Raw genomic sequence first — 18,415 nt, forward strand, 5'->3', positions numbered from 1 at the left:
AAAACCTTAGTATATATAAGTTCTAAATAATATAATTCATTCGCAGTAGAATTATTTGGTTTGCAGTACCTGATAGTTCAATATAAACCCTGATGAATTGAACTTTTTAGAACTTATATGAATAATTGGCTGGTAAATAGACTTGTTATTTTTTTGAATGTGCCTAATATAAAAAATATGATATAATAAAATGGAAAACAGAAATGTTAAGTTTGCAAGGGAGGTAATTAATGAAATTAAGGAAGGCGAGTATTATAGGGGGAGTAGTTTTAGTTTGTCTTATTATAATAATAGTCATAATACTGTATAATTTTATTGGTCCAGGTGCAAAAGATATTAGGGCATCTAAAGCTTTTATGACTAGGTTATATTTAATTAATGCAATAAATACTGAACAAAATTTAGAATCTATAAAATATGAAAGAAGAAGAACACTAAATAGTCAGAATGAATTAGTTCATAGAAGTATAGTAACTCAAGGTTTTGGTATAGATTTAGATAAAGATAATAATGTAATAGGTTTTGCTAAAAAAGAAATTCCGGCAAATGCAACCAAAATTAATTTACAAGATGCTAGAACTTTAGCAGAAGGGTACTTAAAGAATATATATTACGGAGATGTGGTTTTAAAGACAATAAATAGTAATGAGGACTCTAAAAAGCTGCCATATTACTCATTCATATATACAAAACAGGAGAATGGATATCCATTTTATTTCGATGAAATAAAATTAAACATTGATAAAGAAAACGGTTTTCTAGATGGGTACTCTAACTCTACAATGCAAAGGGAATGTAAAGATCCTGTAATAAATATTTCTAGTGAAGAAGCTAAAAAAATATCCGTGGAGTCTTTTGAAAAATATAACAAAGAAACTATAGTTAAAGATGAAACTGATTTAGTTTACGCAGATGATAGAATGGAAAAAGAAAAAAGCCCAGTATATGAAGTATGTTACATTGTAACTATAGATGGTAAAAATGATAAGGGTGCAAATATTAGTTGGAAGTTTTTTATTAGCGCCGAGAGTGGTAATATTTTAAATATATTAAAAGATGGCGCTGAAAAAGAAGTGATTACAAATAAATAAAAAGATAGAGGACAATCTGTGATTTGATTATCCTCTATCTTTTTCATTTTATAGAAATTTAAAATTTAGCAAACTAATAAGTTTTACAATACTTAATTTGTTGTTGGAGGATGCTGGATATTACTACCAGGTCCAGAGGAATTATGAGTATTAGTCTTGTTACTGCCATTACTAGCATTATTAGAATTAGTGTTAGTATTCTCACTACCATTTTCAGCTTCATTTTTTTGCGACGGTTCTGTACTGCCAACGACAGGAGGAGCTAATGTATTATTATTAGTTACAGGAGGAGCTTCGGAATCCCCTGAAGTATCACCTGAACCATTATCTGCCGAATTTGAACGCGTTGAAGACCCGTTATTAAAATTATATCGATTAGTACCAGAGTGTATTGTACAATTTGAAGTTGGTTGCGTTCCATCGATAAATAATTCTTCATAAACCCTGCTTCCTCTGAGGTCAAAATTACAGAAAAGGGTTGAAAGTTCACCAGAATCCTTACAAACGCTAGCTTTTACTATTCCGCTAGGTTCTTCTATATCTTTTACTTCTAAATTTTCATGAGCTTTAGCCATTAATTTTCCCCAAACAACAGCGCACCCACTTGAACTACCATGAAGTTCTTGAGGCTTATCATATCCAATCCAAACAGAAGCTGATAAGTAAGGTGAAAGTCCTGCAAACCATAAATCTGTGGAATTAGAGGTAGTACCAGTTTTACCAGCAACAGGCATATTACCCCACTTTGCACCAGTAGCATTATATTCATTTACTGGTCCTTTTAACATATCATATAGAATATATGCAGCTTGTGGTGAAAAAACTTTTGTTTGTTTTGGTGAAGTATTATCAAGTAAAACTTTACCTGTAGAATCAACTACTTTTGTGTATAGCATAGGCTCTGTATATATACCGTTATCACCAAAACTACCATATGCTGCGGCTAAGATAGATGTATTACCACCGTCTCTGTCACTTGGCGAGTTATTGAATTGTCCTAAAGCAACAGATGCCATTGATGATTTAGAAGCCGCATTAAACTTTAGACCAAGTTTTTCACCGTAGGCAATACCAGTTTTCATACCAATCTTATCTTCTGTTAAAACTGCACCAGTATTCTTTGAGTGAGTAAGAGCATCTCTTGAGGTCATAAGTCCTGAATATTCATTAGGAGAATTTAGAGGATTATAAGGACCATCTTTTGATGGAGAATACTTCTTTCCGATTTCAGGAGGTATTGGTGCATCATTTATAGGTGTTGCAGCTGTTATGATTTTTTGATCAATACCAGGACCATATACTGTTAATGGTTTTGTAGACGATCCGATAGGACGCAAATCATTATAAGCTCTATTTATTGATTGCGGACCTTGTTTACCACGTCCCCCAACCATTGCAAGAACATGACCATTTCTGTAATCCATTATTGTTGCTGATGCTTGTAATAAAGGAACACCATCTTTATCGTAGCTTTCCTTGTTATTAATTCCTAAGTTTTTATAATTATCTAAAGTAGATTGTGTAAAATCTTGAAGCTCTTTATCCATGGTTGTATAGATTTTAAGACCACCATTAACCATTAATTTAGATACTTCTTCATCTGAATATTTGTATTTTTCCTTTAAGTCTTCTTTTACCTGAGATACAGCTGGATATACAAACCATTCATAATTTAATCTATAGTCCTTTTTACTTGATTTAAATACTAAACCGCCATTTTTGACATCGTTAGCTGCCTTGTCATATTGAGCATCGTCAATATATTCAAGTTTATGCATCTGACTTAAAACCGTAAGGGTTCTATTAATGTAAGGGGTTGGATCTTTTTGATTGTTATAAGCGCTATATGAACTTGGAGCCTGAGTAATTCCAGCAAGGTATGCACATTCAATTAAAGATAAATCAGATGTACTTTTGCCAAAATATAATAAAGATGCAGCCTCTACTCCATATACATGACCGCCTAGCGGGATTGTGTTCAAATAAGCTGTTAAAATTTGATCTTTTGTTAATGCCTTTTCTAAATTAATAGCTAAATAAGCTTCCTTTATCTTTCTTTCAAGGGAAACATCATTAGTTAAAATTGTGTTCTTAAGTAATTGCTGAGTTAGCGTAGACGCTCCGTGTAGTCCCTTTTGTCCAGTAACAAATCTCTTTGCATCTAAAAAAGCTGCACCTACAATTCTCTGAATGTCTATTCCATTATGTTGGTAGAATCTTTCATCCTCGATGGATACAAAAGCATTTTTTAAGTTAGATGGTATTTTGCTCGAATCTATAACATAACGTTCCTCGTCAGTCTGCATATTATCCATAAAGTCCCCAGCACTATCATATATACTGGAAGGTTGGTTTAACGTTAATACAGCATCGACATTTAGAGGAGGCGTAGTTTTTATAATAGCAAAAGCATAACCTGCGGATACTACTAACATTGCAAGAAAACAAAATATAAAACCAAAACATATGCCCCTAAAAATTTTTCTTGATTTCTTCTTTTTCTTTTTAGATGGCTTTTTTTTTCGTGGAGCATTGTTTGGGTTTTTCACGTTATCATTAATTGCCATTTTATCCTCCTAAAATTACAAGGTATATAATTTAATAATATTCTATATCATTATAGCATAATTATAGTATGATTAAATAAATAACTCAATAATAAAGGTGTTGACAATGCAATATTATACAAGACGAAAAACGCATAAATACATATCATTTATAGTACTTATTATAGTTATTATTGTCATTTTAAACATAAGCGTAGTATTTTTTGATCAAAGGGTCATGCCCTCTGTGACAGAAATAGCGACAATAATGGCAAAGTCCCAAACATTAGATATAATAAATAAAAAAAGTGTAGATATTTTATCACAGGATTTTAAGTATGATGAGATGGTAAAAATTCAAAAGGACAACCAAGGCAATATAATTTTAATTCAAGCGGATACTGTGAAATTAAATTATATAGCAGCTGAATTATCTACAGAATGTAATAAAGAATTAAGTGATATGAAGAACGCTACAATAAAAGTTCCTTTAGGCTGGATGAGTGATAAAAGTGCCTTTTATAATATTGGTCCTAAGATAAGTGTTGAGATAGAGCCTATAGGAAATATAAGTACAAGTTATGAATCTAAATTTGAAAGTGCTGGAATTAATCAAACTAGACATAAGATATACTTAAATGTTACAGCTAAAATTAGACTTAGATTGCCACTAAGGAATCAAGATGCTGAAGTAAGCACACAGGTTCCTGTTTCAGACACAATCATAGTTGGAAAAATACCAAATACAACTCTTGGATTTCCTACCAATGACCAGAGTAAGAGTGGAGATACAAATTAAAGGTGTAGATAAACAGTATATCTATAGAAAAAAGGTTATAAGAATTCGCCTTATAACCTTTTTTCTTAAAATTAAATTAAACAGTTTGACTCTTGAATTTTATTCCCAATTAAATACGTAAGGAACATTTCTGTAATAATCACCGTAGTTTAATCCGTATCCAACTACAAATACGTCTTCAATTTCAAAACAGCAGTAATCAGGTTGAATATCTACTTTTCTACGAGAAGGTTTATCAAGAAGAACACAAGTCTTTACAGAAGCTGGGTTCAAATCTTTTATGTAATTATAAACGAAATCCATTGTGATTCCAGTATCAACTATATCATCAACTATAAGAACGTCCCATCCTTCAATATTATCAGATACATCATTAACTACTTTAACAGATCCAGAAGATGTTTCGCTATGTCCGTAGCTTGATGTAGTCATAAATCCTATTTTAGCATCTAAATCGATAGCTCTAGCTAAATCAGCAGCATAGATAAAACTTCCACGAAGTAAAGATAAAATGTAAAGTTTTTTACCTTTATAATCCTCAGCAATAGTTTTTCCTAATTCCTTTATTCTTGTATTAATTTGTTCTTCAGAAAAAAGAATGTTACGTTTCTTATCTTCCATGTTAAAAAAACTCCTTTTATATTTATTTTTCAATGCACACATTTACTTAAAAACACACAGCTTATTATTAATAACATATAAGTTCTTAATAACGTAATTCATTCTATTTGGTTTACAAATAACTGATAGTTTAATTGATTTTTGATGAATTAAGTTTTTTTGGAATATATGATATGACCTTAGATAAAGTATTTAAAGGCATTTATATATTGTTGCATATTTTTCAAGTTATGTGATAATTTACTCTAAATTTATAAATTGTATATTGTCAATTGTAGATTATTAAAGTTATAATTAATGAATTAATAGTATAAAATTATATGAAAGTTGTCAAGATAGGGATATGAGGTAAAATAACAAGTTAAAGATGTGAAGAAAAGTTCTTATATGCAGAAAAGTTCAGTATTGTAGCATAGCTACTCTTTTTATAAGTGCATAGCTGTTTTTTATAATGTGTATATTTTGAGTAAAGCAGAGGAAGGTTCACCTCATAGAGAGATATGAGGTGAACCTAACGACGCAGTATGGAACGAAATAGACAACACAATGACTTGCTATTTTCTTTAATATCCCTTGGCTAATGTGAGGTGTTTATTATGATATATGGAAATATTGAAGGAATAAGAAAATCTTTAATAGAAGATTTAGAGAGTATTTATTCTATAAAAAATCTAAAAGATGAAATATGTAATGAAGAAATTTTAAATATTATTTCTAGAATTTCTAGTTTCATTGAAAGAGAAATTAGTGTAGGTATAAATAGAAAAGGAAATGTTACATCTGTTGCAATTGGAGATTCTACATCTGTGGAGGTTCCAATAATTTACATTGAGGAAAAGAGATTATCGGGTGTTAGAGTTATACATACTCATCCAAATGGTTATTGTAATCTTTCAGCTCTAGATTTAACAGCATTATTGAAATTAAAACTAGATGCAATTGTATCAGTAGCTATAGTAGATGGAAAGATAATAGATTTTTCTTTGGGAATGCTTAGTTTATATAATAATAAATTAGAAACAGAAGAAAAAAGTAATCTTTCATTAAATGAAATTATGTCTATAAATATTTTAGATAAAATAAGATTTATAGAAAATTTAATTAAGATTAACGATGTTATAGAGGAAACAGAAGAAAAAGCAATATTAGTTGGTTCTGATACAAAGGAAAGTTTAGAGGAATTAGCAGAGCTTACAGAAGCTTGTAATATACCTGTTTTAAAAACTGTATTCCAAAGCAGAAGTAAAATTGATGCAGCATACTTTATTGGAAGAGGTAAGGTATTGGAGATTGCTTCTATGAGACAGATAGAAAGAGCTAATGTAATAATATTCGATGATGAACTTTCAGGATCTCAAGTTAGAAATCTAGAAGCTGCATTAGGTGCTAAAGTAATAGATAGAACAACGCTAATATTGGAAATATTTGCAACAAGGGCTAAAACTAAGGAAGCAAAAATTCAAGTAGAGCTTGCTCAATTGAAATATAGATTAGGTAGATTACAGGGATTAGGAACTATATTATCCAGAACAGGCGGTGGTATAGGAACTAGAGGTCCAGGAGAAAAGAAGCTTGAAACAGATAGAAGACATATAATGGAAACAATATATGATTTAAAAGATGAACTTAAAAAAATTAAAAGAACTAGAGAAGTACAAAGAGAGAAGAGAAGGAAAGAAAATATTCCTAAAGTATCTTTAGTTGGATATACTAATGCAGGAAAATCAACTTTAAGAAATACACTTTGCGATTTAGCAGCTAAAAAGGAAAATAAGACAAAGGAAAAAGTATTTGAAGCAAATATGCTTTTTGCAACATTGGATACTACAACAAGAGCCATAACACTAAATAGAAAAGGAGTAATAACTCTTACAGATACAGTTGGTTTTGTAAGAAAACTACCTCATGATTTAGTGGAAGCTTTTAAGTCAACTTTAGAGGAAGTGATATTTTCAGATCTTCTATGCCATGTAATAGATGTATCTTCAGATAGTGCAATAGATCAATATAATGCTGTAAATGAAGTTCTAAGTGAGCTTGGGGCTATAGATAAGGAAACGATATTGGTTTTAAATAAAATAGATAAAGCTACTGAAGAACAGAAAGCACGAATTAAAGAATTTGCAGTTGGAAATTTTGATATAATAGAAGTTTCAGCTAAAGAAAAAACAAACTTAGATCAATTACTAAGTTTAATCGAAGAAAAATTGCCATATAATTATAGAAAAGTAGAGTATTTAATACCTTATGAGAAAGGTGATATTCAGTCTTTCTTACATAGAAATGCTAGAATACTTGAAGAAGAATATAAGGATAATGGAACATATATGGTAGCAGAAGTAGATGATGAAGTTTTTAATAAAACTCAGGAATACGCTAAGGTATAAGGTTAACTAATTAAATATAATAATAAATATAGTCCTTCTGTAATATACTTAAAATAAGTATTGTTATAGGAGACTATATTTTATGGAAACAGGTGGACCATTAGATCAGAGAGATCCGAGAAGTGCAAGATCACTAAGAACTGCCCAAAGAGTATTGAATCAGGGAAGTACAGGTGCTAATGCGACTCAAGCAGATGGTAGTGCAAATAATGAAAATGTATCATCAGATTTAAATGATGAATTAAAAGATATGCAGAATCAAGTATTAGAACAGTTATCAAACATGAGTGCAGCAATAGCTCAAATTAGTACAGCTCAAACCAATGTTGCTTCAATTAGAATCGAGCAGATAAGCTTAACTTATTTTACCAGAGAAGTACGTCCTTTACTTGATGCATTATACTTTATTTCTATATCATCTTTAAATATAGCAGGAGTTGCACAGGCAATACAAAATAATACTTTTGGTGAAAGAAAAGAACTGAGGGAATCATTGGAGCTGGTTTATGCAATGAATCATGAACTTAGTCATATATTAGAATCATTAAGCAGACGCATGAGAATTTACATACATCAGATAAAAAAGATGGATAAAGATTGTCCGCCATTTGTAAATAGAACAGAAGATTCTTAAATATTATATTTAAGAATCTTTTTTTGTTCTCTAGGAATTTATATTCCAATAAAATCTGTGGACGAGGTACTCCTTGAGGGTATAACTTAAAAAAGGTTGATTGACTAGTTTTTGTATTTTAAAAAGAATAAAAAAGAAATTGTATTAGCCTGTGATTTTGTTCTTCAAATCTATAGATTTGAATAGTACTGTAAAGTAGTACCTTTAAATAAATATTTCTTTACGTTATAATGTTAATAAGTTTGATGTAAAGTGAAACTAGTTTCAGATGGGGATTAAGTTTTTATCTAAATCCTAATAATTGAACTTATGATCTAAAGGGAACAATCTAAAGAAGCATGCAGCTGTATTTTTCACTTAAATGAAGCAGAAGTGTTACAGATGCTAGCTATCGGATAAATAAAGTGTACAATGTCTTGGTAGAAGAAGGTGAAGTGAAATGTCAAAATCCATATTGGAATATCAAAAATCCTCTGAAAAATTAATAAATGCATTGAAGACTAACAAAAAGGTTTTAGCTGTATTTGCATTTGGAAGTATAGTTAGCGGTGATCTTTGGGAAGAATCCGACATAGATTTATTTATTGTATATAAGGATATATTTGATAATGTTAGGGATATATATTCAGAAATACTAGGAATACCGGTACATATAAAAGTTTTGAATAAGGAGAACTTTTTAGAACTATACGAGAGTAATGGAAATAAGGGAATTATAAGGAATCTACTAATATCTTCTAAAATAATATTTTCAAGAGATGATGAGATTGAGAGTATTTTTAATAAAGCTAAATATAGTTTAGATAAATATAGAGAAACTTGGAACTTGGTGTATTTAGGTAATGTCATAAAAGATATTAGAGTAACTAAAAAGTATTTACAAAATAACAGCGTTTTTACATCTTATGAAGTTTTAATTAGAGCATTAGATAGTTTTGCTAAATTATATTTAAATTTAAATGGATATACTGTAAGTAAAGATGCGGTAAAAATGGCTATAAATTTAAATAATAGATTTAATGTTATAGTTGATAAGTTATTTAATGATAAATGCACAAAGGAAAATATACAAAATTCTGTAGATTATATCGAGAATTTTTTAGATGAAAATATAAATGAGGCAGCTAAGTCTTTATTAGATTATTTATATGAAAAAAATGCATTTTTAAGTTCCTTTGAAATAAAAAATAGTGATAAGTTCAAAGAATTTAATATAAAAATAGAAGACATACTAAAGGAATTATACAAGAGAAATTTAATAATGAAAGATACTAAAAATTTGGATTTGACTTCTAGTGAAAAATTAGTTAGTGAGAATGTGTATTCATATAAGAGTTATGAGGCACAATCAAAAAAATAACAAGCCAATCAGTTAGCCTATTTTCTATCATTGGAAGATAGACTTGCATGCGCTCACTGAGTACTCACAGAGTAAGCAACCATCATCAAAGCACAGATTTGGATGTCTGCTTAACTGATTCACACCAAATTATAGATTTGGGTTCTCTGCTCATCAGAAAAATGCCATAATAGGCCCGCTATGATGGCATTTTACTTTCTTGTCCTATGAAAAATATTCATGGTAATTTTGGACTTGCTATTTGTTTTATGTGCCAAAATAATCTTACAATCAATTAAAGGAGAGTTTTATGGATATTTATAAAGACTTTATGTTTAAAGATGACGATATTCCTAAGTATATTCAAATAGCTAATTATATAAAGAGTTTAATTGATAAGAGGAAGATAAAGGAAGGAGACAAACTTTTAACCATAAGAGAATTATCAAAAAAATTAGGAGTAAATAATGTTACTATAGTTAGTGCATATAATAAACTTAAATCAGAAGGGTATGCCTATCAAAAGGTAGGAAGCGGAAGTTATGCAAAAAGAAAAGAAGTAGCCTCAAATTTTAGAAGAGAATATTCAAATACACTAAAAAAGATATCTGTGGGAGATTTGACAAACGTAATAGATTTTACTGGGGAAACTACAGGAGAAGTGTTATTCCCTATTGATGATTTAAAGGGAATTATAAATGAAGTTTTAGAAAGAGATGGTGCAAATGCATTACTTTCAGATAATAGAAATGGATATACTAATCTTATTTATACTATAAATAAAGTATTTTGGAATAATAAATTAAACAATGAAGACATAATAATTATATCAGGTGCTCAACAGGGAATTGATATTGCATCTAAAGGAATATTAAATATAAATGATAATATAATAGTTGAAAAGCCAACATATGTAGGAGCACTATCAGTATTTAAATGGAGAAAAGTTAATTTGTTTGAAGTGCCAATTGATGAAGATGGGATAAATTTAAATAAATTTGAGAAGATATTACAGAAAAACGAAATAAAGTGTTTCTACACAATGAGTTATTTTCAAAATCCAACTGGAGTAAGTTATAATATAGAAAAAAAGAAGAGAATTTTAGATCTTGCGGAAATTTATGATTTTTACATAATTGAAGATGATTATTTATCGGAACTTATATATGAAAATTCATTGGAATATGTGCCGTTTAAATGGCTTGATAAAAATGATAGGGTTATTTATATAAAAAGTTTTTCGAAAATATTTCTTCCAGGAATAAGATTAGGATACTTAGTTGCACCAGAAGTATTCAGTGAAACTCTTCAAAATTCAAAGCACAATACAGATATAACTACTTCAAGTTTAATGCAGAGAGCCTTGGAATTATATATTTCAAGTAATAAGTGGAAAAAGAATATTAAAAATCTAAATGATGAATATATAAAGAGATATATGCATTTAAAAACAATTCTAGATAGTGAATTTAAAGATATGCTAACATACAAAGATCCCAAAGGTGGATTGAATTTTTATATAACTCTAAAAGATGAATTTAAGATTAATACCAAAGAACTTTTTATGAAACTTAAAAAAAGAAATGTATATATTACTCCAGGAACTATGTTCTTTACATCGCAAAATGATGGACAAGATTCTTTTAGGATAGCTTTTTATCAAACAGATAAAGAAAAGATTGAGAAAGGTATGAAAATACTTAAGGAAGAATTGCTTTTAGCCAAAGAACATAGAGGGGCGGAGTTAAATTAATTAGTGAGAGATTTTTTTCTAATAGTTTTATCTGATGTCTAGTCACTGTAACACTCCTATCTTCTATTAAAGAGGGAGATAACAGTGGCACGACCCTAGACAAGTTCAACTAACCTTCAGTGGGAGATTTACCCTCAAGGGGCACCTAGAAAACTCCATTTGAGGCTAAGTTTCACTTTGTGTTAATATTCTAATATTCTTAAGAATTTTAGAATATATATTTTAAACAATATTATAATATATATTCTGTACAATATATTCTTTAGAATATGCAGTAAAAATGCAGCATGGGAAAGTATTATAATATTTTAAGTATTCAAGTATCTATAAAAATATTTTAGATTAGTATACGTACTATATATGCTGATGATTTAAAATTGAAAAGGAGCTAGATTGATATGTCGTATATTACAGTAAAAGACTTTGGTGAAGATAGATTTGAAGAAAAGAAGTCGGAGTTTATTGGTTATGCAAAAAGGGTAGAAAATGAAGAAGAAGCTAAAGCTTTTATAAATGAGATAAAGAATATGCACAAGCAGGCAAGACATAATTGCTCAGCATATATAATCGGCAGAGACATGAATATTCAAAGATACTCTGATGATGGAGAACCACAGGGGACAGCAGGAATACCAATTCTTGAAGTGATGAAAAAAAGTAGAGTAACAGATTGTGTGGTGGTTGTTACAAGATATTTTGGCGGAATACTTTTGGGGGCAGGTGGTTTAACTAGAGCTTATACAAAAGGTGCCAGTATCGCAATAAAATCAGCTGGCGTTGTGGAAAAGGTTGAAGGTTTGAAATTAAGTTTTGAGATGGAATATGATTTGTTTGGAAAAGTTCAATATACATGCGGTCAAAATTCTTGGCATATAGAAGATACAGAATACAGCGATAAAGTAGTTGTAAATATATTAGCAGAAAAGTTAATGGCTGAAGATGTGGAAAATGAGATTGTAGAAGTTACTAACGGAAAAGTGATAGTTAGAAAAAGTGAAGAGGCTATATATTTTAAAGAAGGAAATAGACTATACTTGAAAATATAATTAGTATACATTTAAATTCTAATGAGATAGATGTTCAGTTATGGCAAAAATCCATAAACTTAATTGCAACATAATATTATACTTTGATAAAGCTTATAAAGAGAATTATTGGCAATAAGATAATTGTGAACTTATGTAAAATGTGGTATAATAGCTGTTGAATTTTGTATTTAAAAGCAAAGATCATTAGTTAAATGAATAACTTGTAATAATAATCGTTACAAATAGATACTATATATATTGCAAGTAGTAAAGCTATATTTAGAATTCTAGTAGATTAAGTGCTAAAATAAGATGAAAATGTAGGAACTTAATTGCAATCTATATTTATAACAATATAGATAATTATTACAAATAAAGTAAGGAGGAAAACATATGTCAGGACACTCAAAGTGGCATAACATTCAAGCAAAAAAAGGCAAGACAGATGCAAAAAGAGGTAAGATTTTTACTAAGATAGGTAAAGAAATTGTGATGGCTGTTAAAAATGGTGGAGCTAACCAGGATATAAATGCAAAGTTAAGAGATGTAGTTGCAAAAGCCAAGGCAGTAAACATGCCTAATGATACTATTTCAAAAGCAATTAAAAAGGCATCTGGGGAATTATCATCAGTTAATTATGAAAATATAGTTTATGAAGGTTATGGACCTAGTGGAGTAGCTGTAATAGTTGAAACTCTTACTGATAATAAAAATAGATCTGCGGGAAATGTAAGAAGTGCATTTACAAAAGGCGGCGGAAACATGGGTACATCAGGTTGTGTATCATTTATGTTCCAAGAAAAAGGTGAAATTGTCATTGAAAAAGAAGATAAAGATGAAGATGAATTAATGATGATTGCCTTAGATGCTGGTGCTGAAGATTTCGCATCAGAAGAGGAAGTATTTGTAGTAACAACTGCACCTGAAGATTTCGGAACAGTCAGAGAAGCATTAGAAGAAAAAGGTATTGAATTCTTAGAAGCTGCTGTAAAGATGATCCCAGATACTTACACAGCAATAGATGAAGCAGATGCTAAGAAGTTCCAAAAGATGTTAGACTTACTTGATGACGATGATGATGTTCAAGAAGTTTACCACAACGCTGAATTCCCTGAAGGATGGGATGAATAGAACATTTTAAGTTACTATAAAAGTGAAGAAATCGCTGGATAATAATATATTTATTAAAATAATAACACTTTCAATATTGATATACATAGTTAATTAATATTGAAAGTGTTTTTTGTTACTTGTAGATTTATTAATTGTAAAAGGAAAGGATAGCTTGGCTGGTACAACAAGCTATCCCTAAACGGTTATTATATTTTTAAAAATAGAAGGATAAATAATTAGTAAGAAATTATCTTACAATGTTATTATAGCAAACAAGTATTACGAAATTATGTAATATATGTTAATTGAGTATAAATGATTTCTTAAATAAAATTAAGGTTTGAGCCAAAGTTTGGTGATTGGTTGGGGGAAATAAAAACAATAGTAGGTTGAACTTAATAAAGATAAAATACAGTTATCTTTGCAGTAAAAAGCAATAATACTTAAGCTATTTCACAAATAATCTATTTCCTTGTAAATTCAATTGTCCAATTTTTTTTAGACTAAAAACCAACATTTTCTAGGGTAGATATGTAAAATGTGATTAACAATATTATTCAATAGTTGTAAATTTTTTGTAAACATGATATTATACATATGTTCTGGGAAGTTTAATTTGCATTTATATTAAATTATCAGATAATGCCTTGAATAATTTCCTAGAGAATGAATTATATTATTTGGGGCTTAGTATACATAGAAATATAGATAGTAATTATTCCAAGTGCTTATATAAAAAATGGCCCAAAATGTTGTGCTACTCAGTAAATAATTATTAATATTTTTAGAAGAAAATTTCACACAAGATAGACCAATTAATGATCATTATGGTATAATTACTATGGCATATATTAGCTGTATTTAATATGTTATGTAAGAAATAAAAGAAAGAGCAAGTATATTTTGTTATAAGGAAACTTTGAACCATATATTTCGATTGGGCACTTTATATATGGTGAGTTAGTAGTGCAACCGACCTTTATATTTATAAAGGCCGGTTTTTATCTTTTTTAAGAGATTTTGTAATATACTTACAAATAGAGCGAGGATATATGAAGATGTATTTTAGTTAATTATGACTAAAATAGAGAAAGAGATTTTTATTATTTTGATATAATTTTAATTAAATATTTTTGAAAAAATGAGAATAAAATACAAGTTTATACACAATAACGTTTACAAAAAAGTTAAATAATATTAAAATATACAATGAGAGGTGATTTTTTGGATTATACATTAATATGTATTTTGGGACTAGTTATAGGTAGCTTTTTAAATGTTTGTATTTATAGAATTCCTATAGAAAAATCAATTGCATTCCCACCATCCCATTGTACAACCTGTAAACATAACTTAAATCCACTAGATCTAGTACCTGTATTTAGCTATATATTTCTTAGAGGAAAATGTAGGTATTGTGGTGAAAAAATCTCTATAAGATATCCTCTTATAGAAATCTTAAATGGATTATTGTATTTAATTGTATACTTAAAGTTTGGATTAGATCTAATCACCATAAAATATTGTATTTTAGTATCCCTTTTAATCGTAATTAGTGCTATAGATTTTGATACGCAGTTTGTATTTACAAGTACTACGATTTTTGGAGGAATAACTAGCTTTTTATTTATATTATTACAATATGTTTTATATAAGAATAATGTTCTAGATTTAATTTTAGGAGGATTACTAGGAGCAATAATCATAGGGTTAATAGTGTTTCTAACAAAGGGAATGGGTGAAGGTGATATTGAAATTGCGGCTGTGTGCGGATTATTCTTAGGAGTTAAAGGAATTTTATTAGGCTTATTTCTAGCAATTATACTAGGTGGAATAATAGGAATAATTGTTTTAATATTAAAATTAAAGAAAGCAAAAGAAAAGATAGCGTTTGGTCCTTTTATAGCAATAGGAAGTTTGATTTCAATGCTTTATGGAGCAGAAATATTAAAGATTTACTGGAACTTGTTATTGTAAAGATACACTTTTTTACAATAACTTTACTTGTGTAAATCAAATAGCAAACTTATACTAATTATAAGGTGTTATACCGCATTTTATTTATAATTGATAGGAAAGGTGAGACTCAGAATGGCAACTGAAAAAAGAAGGCTAGGTAACATTCTTGTAAATGCGGGGAAAATTACAGGATATCAATTGCAAGAAGCATTAAAGTCTCAAAGGACACTAGGGAAGAAGCTAGGAGAAATCCTACTTGATAGTAAGATTATAACTGAAGAAGATATAATAGAAGCCGTAGAACAACAAACAGGAATTAAAAAAGTAGATTTAAATACAATAAATTTTGATAGAAAGGCAATTACATTGATTCCTCAAAATTTATGTGATAAGTACTTACTAATTCCATTTGGATTTGATAATAATAAGATTAAAGTGGCCCTTGCAGATCCGCTAAATATATTTGCTATTGATGATGTCGCAATATCTACAGGATTTGAGATAGAGTCATTTATTTCTAGGAAAGCTGATATAAAGAAATTTATAGGAATATATTATAGTAGCCAACAGGTTAATAATGCGGCTATTCAACTGGCAAAAGAAAGTAATAAAACAATAAAAAATAATAAACAAGCTGTAGATGAAATGAGTGAAGTCAACAGTGCACCAGTAGTTAAAATGGTGGACTACCTGTTTAGAAATTCAGTAGAAATGAAAACTTCTGATATTCATATAGAACCATTTGAAAATGAAATAAGAATAAGATATAGAATAGATGGAAAGCTTCAGACAGTTAATACACTTGGAATAGAAAGTTTAGGACCTTTAGTTACAAGAATAAAGATACTTGCGGGACTTAATATAGCAGAGAAAAGAATACCTCAAGATGGAAGAATAATGTTCGATGTTGGTGGAGCTCAAGTGGATCTTAGAGTATCTATACTTCCAGTAGTTAACGGAGAAAAAATCGTAATAAGAATCTTAAATACCAATGGAGGAGTATTAAATACGAAGCAACTTGGAATGAGTGAAGAAAATATTCATAGATTAAATAGAATAATAGGAAATCCTCATGGAATTATATTAGTTACAGGACCTACAGGAAGTGGTAAATCTACAACTTTGTACTCAATATTAAATGAACTGAACTCTAATAGTGTAAACATAATCACAGTAGAAGATCCCGTAGAATATACAATGAATGGAATTAATCAAGTAAGCGTAAATGAAAAAGCAGGATTAACTTTTGCAAATGGACTTAGAAGTATATTAAGGCAAGATCCAGATATTATCATGATTGGAGAAATTAGAGATGAGGAAACTGCAGAAATAGCTACTAGAGCGGCTATAACAGGACATTTGGTTTTAAGTACACTTCATACGAATGATGCCCCCTCATCTATAATAAGACTTGTAGATATGGGAATTAAGCCATATCTGGTTTCGACCTCTGTTGTAGGAGTTATTGCGCAAAGATTAGTAAGAAAAATATGCAACAACTGTAAGGAAGCGTATGGGGCTAGTGAATATGAGAAAGAAGTGTTAGAAAAAAATATAAACACCCCCTTAACTCTATATAAAGGTACAGGTTGTGGATATTGTAATAATACCGGATATTCTGGAAGAGTTGGTATTTACGAGATCATGGAAATAACAAGAAAACATAGAGAAGCTATTAATATAGGATCTAACTCAGATGCAATAAGAGATATATCGATAGAAAGTGGTATGAAAACTTTAGAAAGTGAGTGCAGAGATTTGGTAATTGGAGGTGTTACAACTATAGAAGAACTTTCAACAGTAGCAAGTTTAGAAAGTGATAACTCATAAGAGTGTAAATATAATTATCATATAGTAAAGCATATGGAAAAATTTAAAGGGGGTGATTATATGGCGAAATTTAAATATAGAGCTATGAATGCTGATGGAGAAAAAATAGAAGGAAGCTATGAGGCTGATTCTAGAGATGAAGTTATTGATTTTATTTCAGGTAATGGATACTATCCGTTAAAGGTAGAAGAAATAACAGAAAGTGCTAGCATAACACTAAACTTTAATAAAAAAGTAAAACTTAAAGATTTAGCCGTATTTTGTAGACAATTTTATACAATGTTAAATGCAGGGGTACCGATTTTAACTTGTTTGGAGATATTAAGTGCTCAGATTGAAAATATCAAATTAAGACAAGCAGTAAAAGAAGTTAATGATGATGTTGAAAAAGGTGAGGTATTATCAGATGCTATGAAAAAACATCAAGATGCTTTCCCAGATCTTTTAGTATCATTAGTGGCATCTGGAGAGGCTAGTGGTAATTTAGATGATATAATGCTTAGGATGGCAACTCATTACGAAAAAGAAAATAAGATAAATAACAAAGTAAAAAGTGCATTAATTTATCCAATAATATTAGGCTTAGTTTCAATTAGCGCTGTAATGTTTATATTGACTTACGTAATGCCAACTTTTACTCAGATATTTGAGCAGAGTGGAACGGTTTTACCGTGGTCTACTAGATTTTTGCTTGGACTTAGTAGTGGAATTAAAGAATACTGGATTTATATAATTATAATAATAGGATTAGGTGCATTTGGAATTAATATTTTCTTAAAAAGTGATCAGGGGGTCCTTATTTCGAGTGATCTTAAACTGAAATTGCCAGTACTAAAAAAGCTCAATCAGATGATTATAGTGTCAAGATTTACACGAACATTATCAACATTAATAGCAAGTGGGATATCACTTGTTGAAGCCTTAAAAATAGTATCAGAAGTTGCCGGTAATAAAGTCGCTGAAATTGCACTTTTAAAAATAAGAGATAAAGTGGTTAGAGGAGAAAGTTTATATTCATCAATGCGAGAAAGTGGGATTTTTCCTGAAATGTTATATTCGATGATTAAAATAGGAGAAGATACCGGATCATTAGATGGTATATTGAATAAAACGGCAGATTTTTATGATGAAGAATTAGAATCGATAATTCAAACGTCTGTTGCTCTTATGGAGCCGATTCTAATAGTAGTGATGGGGCTTATAATTGGGTTTATGGTAGTATCAATAATGATACCAATGTTCGATAGTTACAATCAAATTTAAAATTAGCATTTAGTGCATGATATTTTATTCAACGTGCATTAACATAAATTAT

At 29.5% G+C, this 18,415-nt stretch carries 13 protein-coding genes and 1 riboswitch; of the genes, 11 read left to right on the forward strand and 2 right to left on the reverse strand.

Annotation, left to right across the window (positions count from 1 at the left end):
- Positions 1–230 precede the first annotated feature (230 nt).
- Complete coding sequence (locus T483_RS0119740; protein ID WP_026888373.1) at positions 231–1,091, forward strand: YcdB/YcdC domain-containing protein; 861 nt, start codon at positions 231–233, stop codon at positions 1,089–1,091.
- Positions 1,092–1,183: 92 nt separating this feature from the next.
- Here T483_RS0119740 and T483_RS0119745 read toward each other — a convergent pair whose 3' ends face one another.
- Positions 1,184–3,658: a transglycosylase domain-containing protein gene (locus T483_RS0119745; RefSeq protein ID WP_026888374.1), complete on the reverse strand. Its 2,475-nt coding sequence runs from the start codon at positions 3,656–3,658 to the stop codon at positions 1,184–1,186.
- Positions 3,659–3,764: 106 nt separating this feature from the next.
- Here T483_RS0119745 and yunB point away from each other — a divergent pair, with 106 nt between their 5' ends.
- Positions 3,765–4,436, forward strand: coding sequence for a sporulation protein YunB (yunB, locus tag T483_RS0119750; RefSeq protein ID WP_026888375.1), 672 nt, complete (start codon positions 3,765–3,767; stop codon positions 4,434–4,436).
- A gap of 99 nt (positions 4,437–4,535) precedes the next feature.
- Here yunB and hpt read toward each other — a convergent pair whose 3' ends face one another.
- Positions 4,536–5,057, reverse strand: coding sequence for a hypoxanthine phosphoribosyltransferase (gene hpt, locus T483_RS0119755; protein ID WP_026888376.1), 522 nt, complete (start codon positions 5,055–5,057; stop codon positions 4,536–4,538).
- Positions 5,058–5,653: 596 nt separating this feature from the next.
- Here hpt and hflX point away from each other — a divergent pair.
- From hflX to T483_RS0119800, 9 genes are all read left to right on the forward strand, one after another.
- Positions 5,654–7,444, forward strand: coding sequence for a GTPase HflX (gene hflX / locus T483_RS0119760; RefSeq protein WP_026888377.1), 1,791 nt, complete (start codon positions 5,654–5,656; stop codon positions 7,442–7,444).
- Positions 7,445–7,526: 82 nt separating this feature from the next.
- Complete coding sequence (locus tag T483_RS0119765; protein WP_026888378.1) at positions 7,527–8,078, forward strand: hypothetical protein; 552 nt, start codon at positions 7,527–7,529, stop codon at positions 8,076–8,078.
- Positions 8,079–8,517: 439 nt separating this feature from the next.
- The gene (locus tag T483_RS0119770; protein ID WP_026888379.1) at positions 8,518–9,438 is read left to right on the forward strand and encodes a nucleotidyltransferase domain-containing protein; all 921 of its coding nucleotides are present in this window, start codon (positions 8,518–8,520) and stop codon (positions 9,436–9,438) included.
- Positions 9,439–9,727: 289 nt separating this feature from the next.
- Positions 9,728–11,170 (forward strand): PLP-dependent aminotransferase family protein, encoded by a 1,443-nt coding sequence (locus tag T483_RS0119775; RefSeq protein ID WP_026888380.1) that lies wholly within the window; start codon positions 9,728–9,730, stop codon positions 11,168–11,170.
- A 398-nt stretch (positions 11,171–11,568) separates the two neighbouring features.
- Positions 11,569–12,216, forward strand: a complete 648-nt coding sequence (locus T483_RS0119780; protein ID WP_026888381.1) for a YigZ family protein — start codon at positions 11,569–11,571, stop codon at positions 12,214–12,216.
- A gap of 375 nt (positions 12,217–12,591) precedes the next feature.
- A complete protein-coding gene (locus tag T483_RS0119785; RefSeq protein WP_026888382.1) occupies positions 12,592–13,329 on the forward strand; it encodes a YebC/PmpR family DNA-binding transcriptional regulator in 738 nt (245 codons plus the stop codon).
- Between the two features lie 886 nt (positions 13,330–14,215).
- Positions 14,216–14,298, forward strand: a riboswitch (cyclic di-GMP riboswitch).
- A gap of 237 nt (positions 14,299–14,535) precedes the next feature.
- On the forward strand, positions 14,536–15,288 hold the full coding sequence (locus T483_RS0119790; protein ID WP_026888383.1) for a prepilin peptidase: 753 nt from the start codon (positions 14,536–14,538) through the stop codon (positions 15,286–15,288).
- 114 nt (positions 15,289–15,402) lie between these two features.
- Positions 15,403–17,100: a GspE/PulE family protein gene (locus T483_RS0119795; RefSeq protein ID WP_026888384.1), complete on the forward strand. Its 1,698-nt coding sequence runs from the start codon at positions 15,403–15,405 to the stop codon at positions 17,098–17,100.
- A 60-nt stretch (positions 17,101–17,160) separates the two neighbouring features.
- Positions 17,161–18,363 (forward strand): type II secretion system F family protein, encoded by a 1,203-nt coding sequence (locus T483_RS0119800; protein ID WP_026888385.1) that lies wholly within the window; start codon positions 17,161–17,163, stop codon positions 18,361–18,363.
- Positions 18,364–18,415 lie beyond the last annotated feature (52 nt).

The sequence above is a fragment of the Clostridium beijerinckii HUN142 genome, assembly GCF_000621745.1.
GTDB classification, from domain to species: domain Bacteria; phylum Bacillota; class Clostridia; order Clostridiales; family Clostridiaceae; genus Clostridium; species Clostridium beijerinckii_A.